The sequence below is a fragment of the Xanthomonas hortorum genome, from assembly GCF_024339125.1.
In the GTDB taxonomy this organism is placed as follows: domain Bacteria; phylum Pseudomonadota; class Gammaproteobacteria; order Xanthomonadales; family Xanthomonadaceae; genus Xanthomonas; species Xanthomonas hortorum.
Map to the genome: position 1 here is coordinate 804162 of NZ_CP101417.1, position 17460 is coordinate 821621.

Annotated in this window: 11 protein-coding genes; 7 read left to right on the plus strand and 4 right to left on the minus strand. The window is 66.2% G+C overall.

Annotated features, from left to right (window positions below):
* The first annotated feature begins 288 nt into the window (after nt 1–288).
* From NMB96_RS03320 to NMB96_RS03345, 6 genes are all read left to right on the plus strand, one after another.
* Nucleotides 289–3870 carry a lamin tail domain-containing protein gene (locus NMB96_RS03320; RefSeq protein ID WP_255086217.1) on the plus strand — a complete coding sequence of 1194 codons (3582 nt, stop codon included), beginning with the start codon at nt 289–291 and terminating at the stop codon, nt 3868–3870.
* A 176-nt stretch (nt 3871–4046) separates the two neighbouring features.
* On the plus strand, nt 4047–5135 hold the full coding sequence (gene pdhA, locus NMB96_RS03325) for a pyruvate dehydrogenase (acetyl-transferring) E1 component subunit alpha (RefSeq protein WP_255086219.1): 1089 nt from the start codon (nt 4047–4049) through the stop codon (nt 5133–5135).
* The gene (locus NMB96_RS03330; protein WP_255086221.1) at nt 5128–6198 is read left to right on the plus strand and encodes an alpha-ketoacid dehydrogenase subunit beta; all 1071 of its coding nucleotides are present in this window, start codon (nt 5128–5130) and stop codon (nt 6196–6198) included. The genes pdhA and NMB96_RS03330 overlap by 8 nt, the downstream gene beginning before the upstream one ends.
* Before the next feature lies 1 nt (nt 6199).
* Nucleotides 6200–6583, plus strand: a complete 384-nt coding sequence (locus NMB96_RS03335; protein ID WP_006448748.1) for an SH3 domain-containing protein — start codon at nt 6200–6202, stop codon at nt 6581–6583.
* On the plus strand, nt 6580–8034 hold the full coding sequence (locus NMB96_RS03340) for a dihydrolipoamide acetyltransferase family protein (RefSeq protein WP_255086222.1): 1455 nt from the start codon (nt 6580–6582) through the stop codon (nt 8032–8034). The genes NMB96_RS03335 and NMB96_RS03340 overlap by 4 nt, the downstream gene beginning before the upstream one ends.
* Nucleotides 8035–8701: 667 nt before the next feature.
* On the plus strand, nt 8702–9991 hold the full coding sequence (locus NMB96_RS03345) for a DEAD/DEAH box helicase (RefSeq protein WP_255086223.1): 1290 nt from the start codon (nt 8702–8704) through the stop codon (nt 9989–9991).
* A gap of 318 nt (nt 9992–10309) precedes the next feature.
* Here the strand turns inward: NMB96_RS03345 and NMB96_RS03350 are convergent, their stop codons facing one another.
* The 4 genes from NMB96_RS03350 to NMB96_RS03365 all read right to left on the minus strand — a co-directional run bounded on the left by NMB96_RS03350 (nt 10310) and on the right by NMB96_RS03365 (nt 15847).
* On the minus strand, nt 10310–10642 hold the full coding sequence (locus NMB96_RS03350) for a DUF6172 family protein (RefSeq protein ID WP_023902339.1): 333 nt from the start codon (nt 10640–10642) through the stop codon (nt 10310–10312).
* A gap of 275 nt (nt 10643–10917) precedes the next feature.
* Nucleotides 10918–14007, minus strand: a complete 3090-nt coding sequence (locus NMB96_RS03355) for an efflux RND transporter permease subunit (protein WP_183086624.1) — start codon at nt 14005–14007, stop codon at nt 10918–10920.
* Nucleotides 14004–15152: an efflux RND transporter periplasmic adaptor subunit gene (locus NMB96_RS03360; protein ID WP_023902337.1), complete on the minus strand. Its 1149-nt coding sequence runs from the start codon at nt 15150–15152 to the stop codon at nt 14004–14006. The genes NMB96_RS03355 and NMB96_RS03360 overlap by 4 nt, the downstream gene beginning before the upstream one ends.
* A 77-nt stretch (nt 15153–15229) precedes the next feature.
* Nucleotides 15230–15847, minus strand: a complete 618-nt coding sequence (locus NMB96_RS03365) for a TetR/AcrR family transcriptional regulator (RefSeq protein ID WP_255086227.1) — start codon at nt 15845–15847, stop codon at nt 15230–15232.
* Between the two features lie 90 nt (nt 15848–15937).
* On the opposite strand from NMB96_RS03365, the gene NMB96_RS03370 reads away from it, so the two are divergent.
* Nucleotides 15938–17398 carry an efflux transporter outer membrane subunit gene (locus tag NMB96_RS03370; RefSeq protein WP_255086229.1) on the plus strand — a complete coding sequence of 487 codons (1461 nt, stop codon included), beginning with the start codon at nt 15938–15940 and terminating at the stop codon, nt 17396–17398.
* Nucleotides 17399–17460 lie beyond the last annotated feature (62 nt).

Consider the following 17460-nt stretch of genomic DNA (forward strand, 5'->3'; position numbering starts at 1 on the left):
GGATTGGGGATTGGGGATTCAGCGCTGCTGCCGACACCTGCGACTGGGTTGCGGCGCTGCTGCCGCGTTCGGCTTGCGCGGTGCGGTGTTGTGGCGTGCACCGTCGGGTCCTTCACAGCTGAAAAACGCGAGCGGGCGCGACCGCCCGGTCGCAGCCACTGCGCCGGTGTAACCATATGGTCAACCTAAGCCTGCAAATTCATGCAGAATCAAACGGCGCTGCCGGCCAGGGACGTGGCCGGACCAGGGGAGCGTTTCACGTCTCAAGGACCAGGGGACTCTCATCTCATGCATGTGTTGCAGCGTCGTGCAGCCTTACTTTTCTGTGCGCTGGCGGTTGCCGGCCACGCCAATGCCCAGGTTGTCATCAGCCAGGTCTACGGCGGTGGCGGCAACAGCGGTGCCACCTTCCGCAGCGATTTCATCGAGCTGCACAACACCGGCAGCAGCACGGTCAGCCTGGACGGCTGGTCGGTGCAATACGCCTCGGCCGCCGGCAGCAGCTGGCAGGTCACGCCATTGGCGGGCAACGTGCCGGCCGGCGGCTATTACCTAGTCAAGCAGGCCGATGGCAGCGGCGGCAGTGTCGCGCTGCCCACGCCCGATGCCACCGGCACCACCGCCATGAGCGGTACCGCCGGCAAGGTGGCACTGAGCAGCACGGCTGCCGCGTTGAGCGGCGCCTGCCCCACCGGCAATGCCGACCTGGTCGGCTACGGCAGCAATGCCAGCTGCGCCGAAGGCAATGCACCCACGCCGGCCCCCAGCAATACGCTGGCGGTGCTGCGCGGCGGCGAAGGCTGCACCGATACCGACAACAACGCTGCCGATTTCGCCACCGGCGCGCCGGCCCCGCGCAATAGCGCCAGCGGCGCACGCCTGTGCAGCGGCGGCGGCCAGCCGATCGCCACGCTGGCCGATGTCAGCCAGGCCGAAGGCAATAGCGGCAGCCGCAGCTTCGTGTTCACGCTGAGCCTGAGCCAGCCGGCCGGTGCGGGCGGGGTGCGCTTCACCGCCGCCACCGCCAATGGCACCGCCGTGGCTGGCAGCGACTATGTGGCCTTGCCCGCAACCAGCGTGCAGATTGCCGCCGGCGAGCGCAGCGCCACCATCGCGGTGGACGTGCTGGGCGACACCACGCCCGAGCCCGATGAGACCTTTGCGCTGCAGATCAGCGGCCTCACCGGCGCGTTGCCGGCTACGTTGAGCGCCACCGGCACCATCCTCAACGACGACTTCAGCCTGCTGCCGATCCACGCCATCCAGGGCAAGGGTGCGCGTTCGCCGCTGGAAGGCCAGGTGGCCGCCACCTCGGGCATCGTGACTGCTCGCCGCAGCGCCGGCTTCTTCCTGCAGGCAGCGGATGCCGAAACCGATGGCGACCCGACCACGTCCGAAGGCGTCTACGTCTACACAGGCAGCGCCCCGCCGGACACCGCTGCCATCGGCAACCGCGTGCGCGTGCAAGGCACGGTGATCGAATACGTGCCCACTGCCGACCCGACCCAGCCGCCATTGACCGAGATCGGTGGCAGCTTGACCGTGTTGCTGGATTCCACCGGCAACCCGTTGCCGATGCCGGTGGCGTTGAGCGCGAACTTCCCCAACCCGAACGGCGCCTACGACCAGCTCGAAGCACTCGAGGGCATGCGCGTCACCGCCGCCAGCCTCACCGTCAATGCGCCCACCGGCGGCAACGTCAACGAGACCAACGCCACTGCCACCAGCAATGGCGTGTTCCATGCCGTGGTCACCGGTGTGCCCCGTGCCTTTCGCGAGCCGGGCGTGCAACTGCCCGACCCGCTGCCGGCCGGCTCGCCTGCTGGGGTGCCGCGCTGGAACACCAACCCGGAAGTGATCGCGGTCGGCAGTGCCGGCGTGGGCGCCGAGCGGCTGGATCTGGCGTCCGGTTGCGTCGTGCTGGATGTCACCGGCCCGCTGGATTACAGCTTCCGCCGCTACACGCTGTACCCGGAACGCACCCCGCAAGTGAACTGCAACGGTGCCGACCAACCGCGCCCGGCGCCGCTGCCGCAGGCCGACGACGTGGCCGTGGCCACCTACAACATGGAGCGCTTCTTCGACGACCAGAACGACCCGGCGATCGGCGAACCGGTGCTCACCCCGGCTGCGTTCCAGGCCCGCCTCAACAAGGCCTCGCTGGCGATCCGCAACTACCTGCACACGCCCGACATCCTGGGCACGGTGGAAGTGGAAAACATCAGCGTGCTGCAGACGCTGGCTGCACGCATCAACACCGATGCGGTGGCAGCCGGCCAGCCGGATCCGCAATACGTGGCCTATCTGCAGGAAGGCAACGACGTCGGCGGCATCGACGTCGGTTTCCTGGTCAAAACCGGTACGGTGTCGGCCGGCGTGCCGCGCGTGGAAGTGGTGTCCATCGCCCAGGAAGGCAAGACCACCACCTGGACCGAACCGGCAGGCGGCGTGAGCCTGCTCAACGATCGCCCGCCGCTGGTGCTCACCGCCAAGGTGCATCAGGCCGATGGCCGCGTGCTGCCGCTGACCGCCATTGTGGTGCATCAACGCTCGCTCAACGGCGCCGAGACCGACGACGCAGCCGGCACCCGCATCCGCGCCAAGCGCCAGGCCCAGGCCGAGTATCTGGCGCGTCTGCTGCAGACGCGTCAGCAGCTCGACCCGGCCGAACAGGTGCTGGTGATGGGTGACTTCAACGCCTTCGAGTTCAACGACGGCTATGTGGATACGATGGGCACCGTCACCGGCAGGCCGGCGCCGGATGCGCAGACCGTGGTGAACGGCGATGGCGTGGATCTGGTCAACCCGGACTACACCGACCTGACCTGGTTCAACACGCCCGATCAGAGCTACTCGTACGCCTTCGACGGCAACGTGCAGTCGCTGGATCACATCATCGCCAACGAGGCGCTGATGCGTGCACCCAACATCGCCTCGCTGTCGGTGGGCCACGCGCGCATCAATGCGGACTTCCCCGGCACCGCGCGCAACGACGCCAACACGCCTACGCGTTTGTCCGATCACGATCCCACCATCGTGCTGTTGCGCATGACGCCAGCGTTGCGCGCCGACCTGGGCGTGATGGTGAACGCCGCACGCGCGCAAGTCACCGAAGGCGAGCGCATCGACTTCAGCGTGGATGTGGAAAACAGTGGGCCTGACAGCGCAGCGTTTGCAGCGGTGGCACTGGCCTTCGATGCCGCGGTGAGCCCACGCGTCACCGCCGCACCGGGCTGGAGCTGCCAACCGCCGGAAACCGGCACCCAGACGGTGGTCACCTGCACCATCGCCTCGCTGGCATCCGGCAATGCACAGCGCTTCGCAGTGCAGGTTGAAGCTGGCGCGGAACTGGCCGGACGCACCCTCACCCTGGCCGCTTCGGTCGCCTCTCAGACGCCCGACCCGCAGCCGGACAACAACACCGACACCGCCGCAGTGGCAGTGCAGCCACGCCTGCGCAGCGATCTGGCAGTGCGTCTGGAAGGCCCCGCCACGCTGCCAACCACCGCCTTCAACGCCACTTACCGGGTATTGCTGGACAACCGCGGCAACGCACCGGCCACCGGCGTCAATGTGCGCATCGAGGGCAATACGGTGTCGGCGTTGTCGCTGCTGGTGCCGCCCAGCGGCTGGCGTTGCACCAAGCAACTGCAGTCGTTGCGCAGCGCGATCTTCATGTGCAGCACCGCCGCGGCACTGCAGCCGGGCGCGCAGGCCGCGTTCCAGCTGACCGTGGCGGCCAAGCCGATCCCGGTTGAAGGCGCGGTGCGGGTGCAGGCAAGTGCCAGTTCGATCTCGCCCGATGCCAACCCGGCCGACAATGCTGCGCTGATCGTCACTCCGATCGGTGGAGGCGCCGGGCGCCGCTGATCGCAGTGCAACACGTCGCAGTTTGAACTGCGACAAAGGGCGCGGCCTGGTCCGCGCCCTTTTTTTTGTGCAACCCAGCATCATTGTGTGCTGCGGTGCAGGACAGCCTTTTGCTGCGTGGTCCTTAACATCGCAACTCATATCATTTGAAACTTCTTGGTGAAGGTGTCGCCGCAATGAGCGTAGCCGCGCAGTTCGAGATCGAATATCTGCAATACATGGACGCGGACGGCCAATGGGTCCGCGACGACCTGCCGGCCGATGCCGCCAATCCGCAACAGTTGCTCGCCCTGTTCAAGCGCATGCTGTTCGTGCGCACCTTCGACAGCAAATCGGTCGCCTTGCAGCGCACCGGCAAGCTGGGCACCTACGCCGCCTCGCTGGGCCACGAAGCCACGCATGTGGGCATCGGTGCGTCGATGCGCCGCGGCGATGTGTTCGCGCCCAGCTACCGCGAGTACGGCACCATGTTCGAACGCGGCGTACGCCCGCGCGATGTATTGCTGTACTGGGGCGGCGACGAGCGCGGCAGCGACTATCCGCGCGATGCAGATGCGGCGATCGACTTCCCGATCTGCGTACCGATTTCCACTCAGTGCCTGCATGCAGCAGGCTCCGCACTGTCGTTCAAGCTACAGGGCAAGCCGCAGGTCGCCGTGGCCTGCTGCGGCGATGGCGGCAGTTCCAAGACCGACTTCTACGCAGCGCTCAATTCGGCCGGCGCCTACAAGCTGCCGCTGATCCTGTGCGTGATCAACAACGGCTGGGCAATCTCGGTACCGCGCTCGGCGCAGACCGGTGCGCAGACGCTGGCGCAGAAAGGCCTGGCCGGCGGCCTGCATTGCCTGCAGGTGGATGGCAACGATCTGGTTGCCGTGCTCGAAGCGATGCGCCAGGCACGCGTGCGTGCACTGGCCGGCGACGGCGGCACGGTGATCGAATTCCTGACCTATCGCCTGTCCGATCACACCACCGCCGACGATGCGCGACGCTACCGCGGCGAAGAAGAGGTCAAGCAGGGCTGGGCGCGAGAACCGCTGCTGCGCCTGCGCCGCTATCTCACCGCGCAAGGCCTGTGGGACGAAGCACAGGAAGCCGCCTGGAAAACCGAGTGCGGCGCGCGAGTGGACGAAGAGGTCAACGCCTATCTCAACACCCCGGTGCAGCCGGTCGAAGCGATGTTCGATTATCTCTACGGCGACCCGCCGGCCGAGTTGCTGGCCCAGCGCGCCGAAGTGATGGCGCTGGAGGCCCGTCATGGATGAGCACACCCATTCGCACATCGCCGCCACTCAGCAGGCCAGTGCGCCTTACAACGCCGCAGCCACGCGCGGAGAGACTGCCATGAGTTCGCCCATCACCCTGATCGAAGCCATCACCCAGGCGCTGGCCTGGGAGCTGGAACACGACCCTGCGGTGCTGGTGCTGGGCGAGGATGTGGGCGTCAACGGCGGCGTATTCCGCGCCACCGCCGGCCTGCAGCAGCGCTTCGGCAGTGCGCGCGTGCTGGACACGCCATTGGATGAAACCACCATCGCCGGGCTGAGCGTTGGCCTGGCCGCGCAAGGCATGAAGCCGGTGGCCGAAGCGCAGTTCGACGGCTTCGTGTATCCCATGGTCGATCACCTGATCTGCCACGCCGCACGCCTGCGCAACCGCACCCGCGGGCGCTTGCATTGCCCGATGGTGCTGCGCGTGCCGTGGGGCGGCGGCATCCGCGCGCCGGAACACCACAGCGAAGCCAACGAAGCCATCTTCACCAACGTGCCCGGTTTGCGCGTGGTGTTGCCGTCTTCGCCGCAGCGCGCGTATGGCCTGTTGCTGGCTGCGATCCGCGACCCGGATCCGGTGATCTACATGGAGCCCAAGCGCATCTATCGCCAGTACAAGGAAGTGGTCGCCAACGATGGCGAAGCGCTGCCGCTGGACGTGTGCTTCGTGCTGCGCGACGGTACCGACGTCACCCTGGTCACCTGGGGCGCGCAGGTGAAAGAAGCGCTGGAAGCGGCCGACAAACTCGCCGGCGAAGGCATCAGTGCCGAAGTGATCGACGTGGCCACGTTGCGCCCGCTGGACTTCGACACCATCGCCGAGTCGGTGGCCAAAACCGGCCGCTGCGTGATCGTGCAGGAAGCCCCGCGCACCGCCGGCTTCGGTGCGGAGATCGCTGCGCAGCTGGCGGAAAAGTCCATGTACGACCTGCTCGCGCCGGTCGAACGCGTCACCGGTTACGACACGCATATCCCGCTGTTCCGGCTGGAGATGAAGTATCTGCCGAGCGTGGAGCGCATCGTCACCGCCGCCCGCCGCACGGTGGCCGCCGGCTGACATGCGCGCCCGCCTGCTCTGCGACCACCACGCCAGAGTCGCCAACCCGATTCGCTTCCACGCCGGCCAGCAAGTGGCGATCGGCGTGCGCGATGAAGAATGGCCGGCCTTTGCCTGGGTCAACACCGGGCAAGGTCATGCCGGCTGGGCGCCGGTGGCGTGGCTGCGCCCCTTGGGCGACGGCCTGGCCGAAGCCCTGCGCGATTACGACGCACGCGAACTCGTTGCCATGCAGGGCGAGGACGTGTTGCTGCATCACGAACATGGCGGTTGGTGGTGGTCCGAGCGTGCCGATGGCACGCAGGGCTGGCTGCCGGCCGCCGACCTCGAACTCCTCGACGACACCACGCCGCCGCTGCCTGCGGCGCAAGAGAATCTGCCATGAGCCAAGCCAAGAATTTCCACCTGCCCGATCTGGGCGAAGGCCTGCCCGACGCCACCATCGTGGAATGGTTCGTCAAGGAAGGCGACAGCGTGCGCCTGGACGACCCGCTGGTGTCGATGGAGACCGCCAAGGCGGTGGTCGAGGTGCCCTCGCCGTTCTCCGGCACCGTGACCAAACTCGCCGGTGCGGCCGGCGACATCGTCGTCACCGGCGCGGTGCTGGCGCAGTTTGCGCTGGACGCTTCCCAGCCGCAGCGCGCCGATGGTCAGGACACCGGTCACTCACACGGCCCTGCACCGACGCACACGCCCAGCACCGGCGACAGCGCCGCAGGCAACACGGCGCGCGTGGTCGCTTTCGATAACGGCGGCGAGATCGCCGATGCCGACTCCACTAGCAACGGCGAGAGCGACCGCGATGACGCCGGCACCGTGGTCGGCGCGATGCAAAGTTCCAATGCCGTGCAGAGCGAGCAGGCCATTGCAGTCGGCGGCGTGCGCGCCATGCCGGCCGTGCGCGCACTCGCCCGCAAGCTGCGCGTGGATCTGGCGCAGGTACGCGCCACCGGTCCGGATGGCACCGTGACCATGGCCGATGTGAAGCAGGCCGCCGCTGCCGGCAGTGCACCGGTGTCTGCGACGCGTGCGACTGCGTCGGTCACGCCGATCAATGGCAATAACGCGAATGCAGGCGCGCACCATGCCGCTGCAAACACGCAGACCGCAAACACTGCAGCGAGCGATGCGCAACAACGTTCAGCGCTGTCTGCCAGCGGCAAACCCATGCGCACGCAATCACCCAGCGTGGTCGCCAAAGGCCAGCCGGAGCAGCTCAAGGGCGTGCGCCGCAACATGGCGCGCGTGATGGCCGATGCGCACAGCAAGGTGGTGCCCACCACGCTCAACGACGATGCCGACATCCACGCATGGCAAACCGGCAACGACGTCACCGTGCGGCTGGTGCGCGGCATCGTGCGTGCCTGTCAGGCGGTGCCCGCGCTCAACGCCTGGTTCGACGGCGAGGCACTCAGCCGCACCCTGCATACGCAGGTGGATATCGGCATCGCGGTGGATACCGAAGAAGGCCTGTTCGTGCCCGCGCTGCGCAATGCCGACATGCTGGACGCGCACGGCATTCGCGAGAGCGTCAACCGGCTGCGCCAGCAGGTGGAAAACCGCAGCATCGCCGCCTCCGAGCTCAGCGGCTACACCATCTCGCTGTCCAACTTCGGCATGTTCGCCGGCCGCTACGCGACCCCGGTGGTGGTGCCGCCGTGCGTGGCCATCGTCGCCGCCGGCCGCGCGCGCTACCAGCTCACCCCGGTCATGGGCGGGGTGGAAACCCACAAGGTGATGCCGCTGTCGCTGACCTTCGACCACCGCGCCGCCACCGGCGGCGAAGCCGCACGTTTCCTGCGTGCGCTGCTGGACGATCTGGCGTTGGCCAACTAAGCGCGGCTCACAAAACCACTCGCTCATCGCCATGTGGGCGCAGCCGGCTTTGTGATTCCCATCAGCACACGGCCACGTTGGCTGGTGCGATGTCCTCACCGATCGTGGGACCGTGTGGAGGCGTGAATGCCGCCACCGAGCCTCAAGGGACGGATTCACGGCGTGTCCTCAAGCGATGAGGGCACCGCGCGCTCGACTATCCAAGCTTTTTGACGACATCTAAATGGCGCTACGACTCGACATTTCGATTGTCTTCTCTTGTCTTGGAGTGGTTGGACAGTGCTCATAGATCAGTCTTAGAGCGGCTGATCTGCGGCTTGGCTGCAGGGTCCTTGCCCGCCCACCATCGCGGGACACGCTGCAAGTACGTCCTTGTAAGCTCTTACGCGGCATCCATGCCGCGTAAGGTCCCGCGACGGTGGGCGGGCAAGGACCAGTCGAGATGGTCGGTGTTTATGGTTTTCAACAACGCAACCGACTAACTCTCTGGTGCGGTGTCCTCACCGATTGCGGGACCGTGTGGCGGCATGGATGCCGCCACCGAGCCTACATGGACGTACTTGCGGCGTGTCCCGCAAGCGGTGAGGGCACCGCGCCCTCGACGAGATCGGCGCTTAGCATGAAGCGCTACCGACCATTGCAATGCGAATGCCTGGATAATCGGCGCATGTCATTTTCCCATCTCTCGCTGTCGCCGCAGCTGCAACCGTTCTTCGACACCGCGCTGACCCGCGCCGGTCACCACACGCCCACGCCGATCCAGCAGCAGGCCATTCCGCCCATGCTGCAGGGACGCGATCTGATCGCGATGGCGCAGACCGGCTCGGGCAAGACGCTGGCCTATGCGCTGCCGCTGCTGCAGCAACGCGGTCTTGCCCCGGAGACCGCCCCGCGCGTGCTCGGCGCGCTGGTGCTGGTGCCCACGCGCGAACTCGCCGCGCAGGTGGAAGACACGCTGCATCAGCTGGTGGCGCATCTGCCGCGTCGGCTCAAGATCGTTACGGCGACCGGGGGCAGTTCGATCAATCCGCAGCTGCTTGCCCTGCGCGGTGGTGCCGACATCGTGGTGGCCACGCCCGGCCGGCTGCTGGATCTGGTCGATCACAACGCGCTGCGCCTGAGCGAGGTCGCCACACTGGTGCTGGACGAAGCCGACCGCCTGCTGGAGCTGGGCTTTGGCGCCGAGCTCGATCGCATCCTGGCGCTATTGCCGGCGCAGCGCCAAAGCGTGCTGTTTTCGGCAACCTTTCCGCCCGGCATCGCCTCGCTGGCCAAGCGTCGCCTGCGCGACCCGCTGCGCATCACCATTGTCGCCACGCCAGACGCTGCACCTGCGATCAAGCAACGCGCCATCGCTGTCGACGCCGGCCAACGCACGCAGCTGCTGCGCCATCTGCTGCAAGAGCATGGCTGGTCGCATGTGCTGGTGTTCGTCGCCAGCCGGCACACCGCCGACAAGGTCGCCGAAAAACTGACCAAGACCGGCATCAACGCGCAGCCGTTGCATGGCGAGTTGAGCCAGGGCCGTCGCGAGCGCACCTTGTACGCCTTCAAGCAACGCGAGGTGCAGGTGCTGGTGGCCACCGATCTGGCCGGGCGTGGCATCGATATCGACGCGCTGCCGGCCGTGGTCAATTACGACCTGCCGCGTTCGACCGTGGACTACACCCACCGTATCGGCCGCACCGCGCGTGCCAGCGCCAGCGGGGTGGCGATCAGCTTCGTCACTGCGGAGAGCCAGCCGCAATGGCGCCTGATCGAAAAACGCCAGGGGCTGCGCGTGCCGACCAGTGTGGTTGCCGGCTTTGAACCGACCCTGGCGACAGATGCGCCTGCGACAGAAACGCCGAGCACCGACACGCGCGCACCGGACGACAACGGCGGCATCAAGGGCAAACGGCCAAGCAAAAAGGACAAGCTGCGCGCAGCGGCAGCACGCGCAGGCAAACCGGACTGAGAGCGGGGAGTTACGTGTAACGCGCCGTCGTCACGCGGACAAGGCGCGGGAACCGCGCTTAGACACGCAGCACATGCGCAGGCCGGGCAGCGTCCAGCACGCGTCAATACCCGTTTTGTGCACTCTTGGCGCGTTGCGACTTCGCACTGAGCCGACAGTTGCTGCCGAACACGTGCCTCTTGTAGACCACGCGATCTGTCTTTAGATCCGCTGAGGCAACACGCGGTGACGGCCACCCGCGTTGCTGATCACGCCCAAGCAAAATCTTGCCCTTGCCAACGCAGCAGCAATCCACCGCTACGTCTATGCGGCGAAGACTCAGTCCTGCTCGAAATCCAGCTCGCCGCCCATGCCGCTATCGCCTTCCACGCGCGGGATGCGCTTGCCGGGCTTGCGCAGGATTTCCACAAAGAACTGCTCGCCACCTTCGCTGGTGAGCGCATTGATCGAGCGGATCAGCTCGGCCGGCGGCAGCGGCGCGGCGCTGGCCTCGTCCACCCCGAAGCGCATGTCGAAGTCCCAATAATCCGCACCTTCCGGCAAGTCCTTGCGGCGCTCGCGGCGGATGTACTTGCGGATATCGCTCTTGCTGGACTCCAGCAGACGATCGCGGTTCTTGCCTTCGAGGTTGAGCTGGTAGGTCTTGCGCATGGCGACATCGGTTGGGAACTGGCCGCCTATTGTGAGGCCACACGGCCGTTCTGGGTGAATCGGCGGCTGTCCGGGCGGGATTCGGGCCTGCACTGCGACCGAAGCCGGGAACCTCCCCGACGCGTGCCGGCCCTGGCCTTCGGGCGGAAGCTCGGTCAAGCCGCTGAGACGCCGCGCCGCTGCAAGGCTGCAATGGCAGTGGAGTGGCAATCGCGCGAGCGACACTGCCACGCGATCTCTGCGACGGGGGCTTTCGCCACCGTCGCAGACCCAACTCATGCGTACTTGGCAGGCGTCGGTGCGCCGCTGTTCTCCGGCCGGATCTTGAACCAGATCGAATACATCGCCGGCAGAAACACCAGGGTCAAAATCGTGCCGGCCAGCGTGCCGCCGATCAGCGTGTAGGCCAGCGTGCCCCAGAACACCGAGTGCGTGAGCGGGATGAACGCCAGGATCGCGGCCAGCGCGGTCAGGATCACCGGCCTGGCACGCTGCACGGTGGCTTCCACCAGGGCGTGGAACGGGTCCAGCCCTTCGGCCTCGTTGTGATGGATCTGCCCGATCAGGATCAGCGTGTTGCGCATCAGGATGCCCGAGAGCGCAATCAAGCCCACCAGCGCATTGATGCCGAACGGCTGCTGGAACAGGATCAAGGTCGGCACCACGCCGATCAGGCCCAGCGGGCTGGTCAGGAACACCATCACCATCGCCGACATCGAGCGCACCTGCAGGATGATGATGATCAAGGTGACTGCCAGCATGATCGGGAACAACGGCAGCATCGCGGCAGTCGCCTTGCCGGACTCCTCGATGGAACCGGCCTCCTTGATCTGATATCCGCTGGGCAGTTTGTCGATGATCGGCTGCAACTGCTTGGTGATCGCAGCCGAGACATCCGGCGGCTGCAGTTGGTCGTCGACATCGCCGCCCACCGTGATCGTCGGCACACGATCGCGGCGGCGCAGGATCGGCTCTTCCATCCGCACATCCACGCTACCTACCTGCGACAGCGGCACGCGTTGGCCATTGGCACCGGCCAGGGTGAAATCGGCGATGCGTGCCGGATCAAAACGTGTCTCGCCGGCCGAACGCGCCACCACCTGCACGCTGCGAATATCTTCGCGCACCAGCGTGATCGGCACACCACTGAGCAGGAACTGCAACTGCTGAGCGACTGCGGTCGAGGTCAGCCCCACTGCCTGCAGACGATCCTGCTCCAGAGTGAAATGCAGCGTTGGTGTGCGGGTGCCCCAGTCGGTGTTGACGGTGCGCAGCATCGGGCTGTCCTGCAGGACCTGCTTCACCTGCGCGGCGATACCGCGCAACACCTGCGGGTCGGCACCACTGACACGGTACGCCACCGGAAATTGCGAGTACGGGCCGAAGGTCAGTTGCGTCACACGCACGCGCGCCTCCGGTGCCAGGCCTTCGGAGACGGCCTTGCGCATGCGCAGCTTCAATGCATCGCGTTCGTGCGGGTTGTCGGTGCGCACCACGATCTTGGCAAAGGAGGGATCCGGCAACTCCGGGCCCATTGCCAGGAAGAAGCGCGGCGCGCCCTGCCCGATATACGCGGTGACAATCTTCGCTTCGTCCTGCTTGGCAAGCCAGGCTTCCAGCTTGGCGGTGGCGGCGCTGGTCTGAGTGATGGAGGTGCCGTATGGCAGTTGCACTTCCACCAAGACTTCGGGGCGATCGGAGATCGGAAAGAACTGCTTCTTGACGATGCCCATGCCAAGGATGGCCAGGACAAACAACCCGATCACCGAGCCGGCGACCAGCCACTTGCGCGCGATGACGCGTGCTAGCGCATTGCGGAAGCGGTTGTAGCGCGGCGTGTCGTACATCGCGGCGTGGCCGCCTTCGATCTTCTTCAGGTCGGGCAGCATCTTGACGCCCAGATAGGGCGTGAACACCACCGCCACCACCCACGACACGATCAACGCGATTCCCACGATCCAGAACATGTTGCTGGTGTATTCGCCGGCGGTGGAAGCGGCAAACCCGTTCGGCATGAAGCCAACCGCCGTCACCAACGTACCGGACAACATCGGCGCGGCGGTGTGGCTCCACGCATAGGCCGACGCGGCGACACGGCTGTAGCCTTCTTCCATCTTCACTACCATCATCTCGATCGCGATGATGGCGTCGTCGACCAACAGCCCCAGCGCCAGGATCAACGAGCCCAGCGTGATGCGGTCGAAATTCTTGCCGGTGGCCAGCATCACCACAAAGACCGCCGCCAGTGTCAGCGGCACCGCGGCCGCCACCACGATGCCCACGCGCCAGCCCATGCTGACGAAGCACACCAGCATCACCACCAGCAGCGCGACGAAGAACTTGGTCATGAACTCGCCCACCGACGCGTCGATGTTGACCGCCTGGTCGGTGACCTTGCTCAGGCGCATGCCCAGCGGCAGCTCGGCATTGATCGCGCCCACTTCGCTATCCAGCGATTTGCCCAACTCCAGGCCGTTCCAGCCATCGCGCATGATGATGCCGAGCAGCAATGCCGGCTCGCCGCCACTGCGGATCATGAAGGTGGACGGATCCTCGTAGCCACGTTTGACCGTGGCGATGTCCGACAGTTTCAGGGTGCGGCCCTGCACCACCAGCGGGGTATCGCGGATCTTCTGCAGGCTGTCGAGCGCGCCGTCCAGGCGAATGAACACCTGCGGCCCGCGCGTTTCCACCGACCCTGCCGCATTCAAGGCGTTTTGCGCATTGAGCGCGGCAAACACCTCCTGCGGACTGACGCCCAGCGTAGCCAGACGTTCGTGCGAGAACTCGACAAAGATGCGTTCGGGCTGCTCGCCGATGATGTTGACCTTCTTGACGCCCGGCACGTGCAACATGCGCTGGCGCAGGCTTTCCGCATCGCGCGCGAGCAAGCGTTGCGGCTCGCCCTTGGCCTTCAGCGCGAACAGCGCAAAGGTGACGTCGGCATATTCGTCGTTGACCATCGGCCCGATCACGCCGGCCGGCAGGTTGCCGACTTCATCGCCCACTTTCTTGCGCGCCTGATAGAACTGCTCCTGCACCTGGCTGGGCGGTGTGCTGTCCAGCAACGTCAACGTCGTAAACGCAAGACCGGGGCGCGTATAGGTTTCGCTGCGGTCGTACCAGCGCAGTTCCTGCAGGCGCTTTTCGAGTTTTTCGGCGACCTGGTCCTGCATTTCCTGCGGCGTTGCGCCCGGCCAGGCAGTGATGATGGTCATCACCTTGACAGTGAATGCCGGGTCCTCCGCACGGCCAAGTTTGAGGAACGCGACCAGGCCGGCCAACGAAATCAGAAAGATCAGGAACAGCGTGATGGAGCGCTCGCGCACCGCGAGCGCCGAGAGATTGAAGCGGCCCTCGCTCACGGCTGCGCTCCTGCCGCGCTCGCGGTCTTGGTAGCACTGGTCGCGCCACTGGCGGGCGCAATCGTATTGGCAATCCGCACCTGCTCACCTTCGCGCAACAGATGCGCACCCAGCGCCACGATGCGCTCGCCACGCGCCAGCTTGCCGGCAACGTTGGCATGGTCATCGTCCAGGCCCAGCACCGTCACCGGCCGCCAGCTCACCTTGGCCGGATTGCCGGCAATGACCCACACCCCCGTCCCCTTGCCCGCATCGAACAGCGCGGCCAGCGGCACCTGCAGCCCGGTCTGCGTGCTGGCGGCCGTGCCGTCGGCAATGCGGATGCTGACGGTAGTGCCCAGCGGGGCATCAGCCAATGCGCCGTCGAGCACGTAACGCGCCTCGAAGGTGCGGGTCAGCCGGTCTGCGCTGTCGGACAGCTGACGCAGCGTGGCCGGCACAGTGACGCCTGCATTGCCGAACAGCGTGGCCTGCGCGGCCGAGCCAACCGGCGGGCGCAATGTTTCCGGCAGCTGGACAATCGCCTCGCGGCGCCCGGCATGTGCCAGCCGCACCACCGGCTGCCCGGCGGCCACGATCTGCCCTGGTTCAACCAGTGTTTCCATCACCACGCCGTCGGCGTCGGCCAACAGATCGCTGTAGCGCTTGGAATTGCGGGCCACCTCGGCCTGCGCCTGGGCCGCACTCAGCTGCGCCTTGGCGGCATCCGCTGCGGCCTTGATCTGGTCGTAGGCGGAGGCGGAGATGGCGCCGGTGCCACGCAGATCGCGGTAGCGCGCCTCATCGTCGGCAGTCTGCTGCGCGCGCGCCTGCGCGGCTGCCACCGCGTCCTGCTGCGCGCGTGCGGCGAGCTGGAGATCGACCGGGTCGATCCGCAGCAACGGCTGCCCGCGCGTGACCCGCTGGCCGGTATCGACCAGCCGCTCCAGCACCTTGCCGGAGACCCGGAAGCCCAGATCGCTCTGCACCCGCGCGGCGACCGTGCCGGAGAAGCTGCGTGCTGCCGTACCGGCCTCTTCGACGGTGGCCACGCGCACCAGCGGGGTCGCAGTGCGGGGGTCGGGCGGCGGCGCCTCGCCGCAGGCGATCAATGCCAGCGGCAGCGCACACAGGAAAGTGGAGGTAACGAGGCGGCGGCGAAGCATGGAAATCCCAGTGCGTGCTGTTGAAGGCTCGCATCTTGAGACTTGTGACTATATCAGTCAATAGTCACTATCGACTTTCAGGGCGAAAGGCTCCGCAACACCAGACCCGACAGCAGCAGCGGCACCTCGTCGGCATGCTCCAGGCTGTGCTGCAGCAACAGCGGATTCATGTACGGGCGCATCACCACATAGATCGCCTGGGTGGCCTCGTCCAGTGGCGTCTTGCGCTCGAAATCGCCACTTTGCCGGCCTTGCTGCAGCACGTCCTGCAGCACTTTCTGGATGCGCACCTCGTAAGCGATCACCGACTGCCAGCGCTCGGTCGCCGCCGAGGTCACAATCTCATACAGCTTGCGATCCTGGAAAAACAAGCGAAGGCTGGCCTCGATAATTACCTTGAACAGCCGCCGCAGCTTCTCGGGCGGCTGCTCGGCCTCGTCCACCGCCGCGCGCACCTCGGTCTCGATCTCGCGCAGGCAGTTGGTGCAGATCATCTCGCCGATGGCCTGCTTGGATTCGAAGAACTTGTAGATGTAGGCCTTGGAGAACCCGATCGCCTTGGCCAGATCGGACACGGCCGTCTTCTCGTAGCCGTAGCGGCTGAAGTGCTCGGTTGCCGCTGCCACGATCTGGTCGCGCACATCGTGGTCGGCCGGACCACGGCCTGAAACGGGATAGCTGGATGCTTTGCTCATGCGAACAGCTTAGCGCTCAAACACAATCCGCACAAAAGTGACCATTTCGTATTATAGTCACAGCCCGCCATTGCCTTCGTCGGTACCGTCATGTCGTCACTTCGCACCCTTGCCGCGCTCATCGCCGCCAGTCTTGCCGCAGGCTGCGCCGTTGGCCCCGAGTACACCCGCCCCTCTGCGCCCCTGCCGGATCGCTATCTCGGCCAGGCAGCGGCCGAGCAGCGCCAGGCCGCCACCCAGGCCGATCTATCGACCTGGTGGACCGGTTTCGACGACCCGGACCTGAGCCGCTACGTCACCCAGGCGCTGGCGCAGAACCTGGACCTGGCCCAGGCCAGCGCACGTGTCACCCAGGCCCGCGCCGGGCTGACCGCCGCCACGGCCGCACTGCTGCCTTCGGGCAACATCAGCGGCAACGCGACCCGCGCCTATCAGTCGCTGGAAACGCCGCTCGGCCAGGTGCTCAACAGCACGCCCAACTTCGACCGCTATGCCAGCACCTACGAAGCCAACCTGGGCGCGAGCTGGGAGCTGGATCTGTTCGGCGGCCTGCGTCGCGGGCGCCAGGCCGCACTCGCCGACTACCAGGCCAGCGAAGCCGGTGCAGCCGCCACCCGTCTGGCGGTGGCCGCGCAGACCGCCGACATCTACATCAGCATCCGCGGCCTGCAGGCACGGCTGGAGGTGGCGCAGCGCCAGGTCGCCACCCAGCAAGGCCTGCTCTCCATGGTGACGCTGCTGCATGGCAAAGGACTCGCACCCGAGCTGCAGCTGCACCAGGCACAAGGCGCGCTTGCACAGGCGCAGGCATCGGTGCCGGGTATCGAAAGCGGCCTGGTCGCGGCGATGAATGCACTGGACGTGATGTTGGGTGTTGCGCCAGGGACGCATCGTGCAGAGCTGGCCACCAGCAAACCCATTCCGCTTGCACCGCGCATTGCCGAAACGGGCACGCCCGGCGACCTGCTGCGGCGCCGCCCGGACCTGATCGTCGCCGAGCGCCGGCTGGCAGCCTCGAACGCGCGCATCGGCGTGGCGATGGCCGAGTACTACCCGAAATTTTCGCTAAGCGGATTACTCGGCAGCGCCACCGCCATCTCCGGCGCCAACCTGTTCACCAGCGATGCCAGCCAATCTGCCGGCGTGCTGGGTTTGCGCTGGCGGCTGTTCGATTTCGGCCGCATCAACGCGCAGATCGCACAGGCCAAGGGACAGGAAGCCGAGCAGTTGGCGGCGTATCGCCTGGCCGTGTTGCGCGCCACGGAAGACGTGGAGAATGCGTTGACCGCACTGGTCAAACGCGAGCAGCAGGCAGCGGTGCTATCGCAAGGTGTGGATGCACTGGGCAAGGCGCGTGGTGCATCGGCGCTGGCCTATGAGAAAGGCGTGGTCAGCCTGATCGAAGTCTTGAATGCCGACGACAGCTTGCTGCGTGCCTCCGATGCGCAGGTGCAGGCACGCACCGATGCGGCACGCAGTGCAGTGGCCACCTTCAAGGCGTTGGGCGGCGGTTGGCAATCCGGTGCCACCGATGCGGTTGCGGTGCAGTAGTCGTCACCAGGTTGTATGTCGATGCTGTAGCGCCATCGACGCGATGCCACTCGCTCAAGTGG

What these genes read in the sequence shown, in the direction of transcription:
- NMB96_RS03320 (WP_255086217.1), top strand. Translation starts at nt 289, where the DNA reads ATGCATGTGTTGCAGCGTCGTGCAGCCTTACTTTTCTGTGCGCTGGCG.
- NMB96_RS03360 (WP_023902337.1), bottom strand. Translation starts at nt 15,152, where the DNA reads ATGCTTCGCCGCCGCCTCGTTACCTCCACTTTCCTGTGTGCGCTGCCG.
- NMB96_RS03350 (WP_023902339.1), bottom strand. Translation starts at nt 10,642, where the DNA reads ATGCGCAAGACCTACCAGCTCAACCTCGAAGGCAAGAACCGCGATCGT.
- NMB96_RS03335 (WP_006448748.1), top strand. Translation starts at nt 6,200, where the DNA reads ATGCGCGCCCGCCTGCTCTGCGACCACCACGCCAGAGTCGCCAACCCG.
- pdhA (WP_255086219.1), top strand. Translation starts at nt 4,047, where the DNA reads ATGAGCGTAGCCGCGCAGTTCGAGATCGAATATCTGCAATACATGGAC.
- NMB96_RS03365 (WP_255086227.1), bottom strand. Translation starts at nt 15,847, where the DNA reads ATGAGCAAAGCATCCAGCTATCCCGTTTCAGGCCGTGGTCCGGCCGAC.
- NMB96_RS03340 (WP_255086222.1), top strand. Translation starts at nt 6,580, where the DNA reads ATGAGCCAAGCCAAGAATTTCCACCTGCCCGATCTGGGCGAAGGCCTG.
- NMB96_RS03330 (WP_255086221.1), top strand. Translation starts at nt 5,128, where the DNA reads ATGGATGAGCACACCCATTCGCACATCGCCGCCACTCAGCAGGCCAGT.
- NMB96_RS03370 (WP_255086229.1), top strand. Translation starts at nt 15,938, where the DNA reads ATGTCGTCACTTCGCACCCTTGCCGCGCTCATCGCCGCCAGTCTTGCC.
- NMB96_RS03345 (WP_255086223.1), top strand. Translation starts at nt 8,702, where the DNA reads ATGTCATTTTCCCATCTCTCGCTGTCGCCGCAGCTGCAACCGTTCTTC.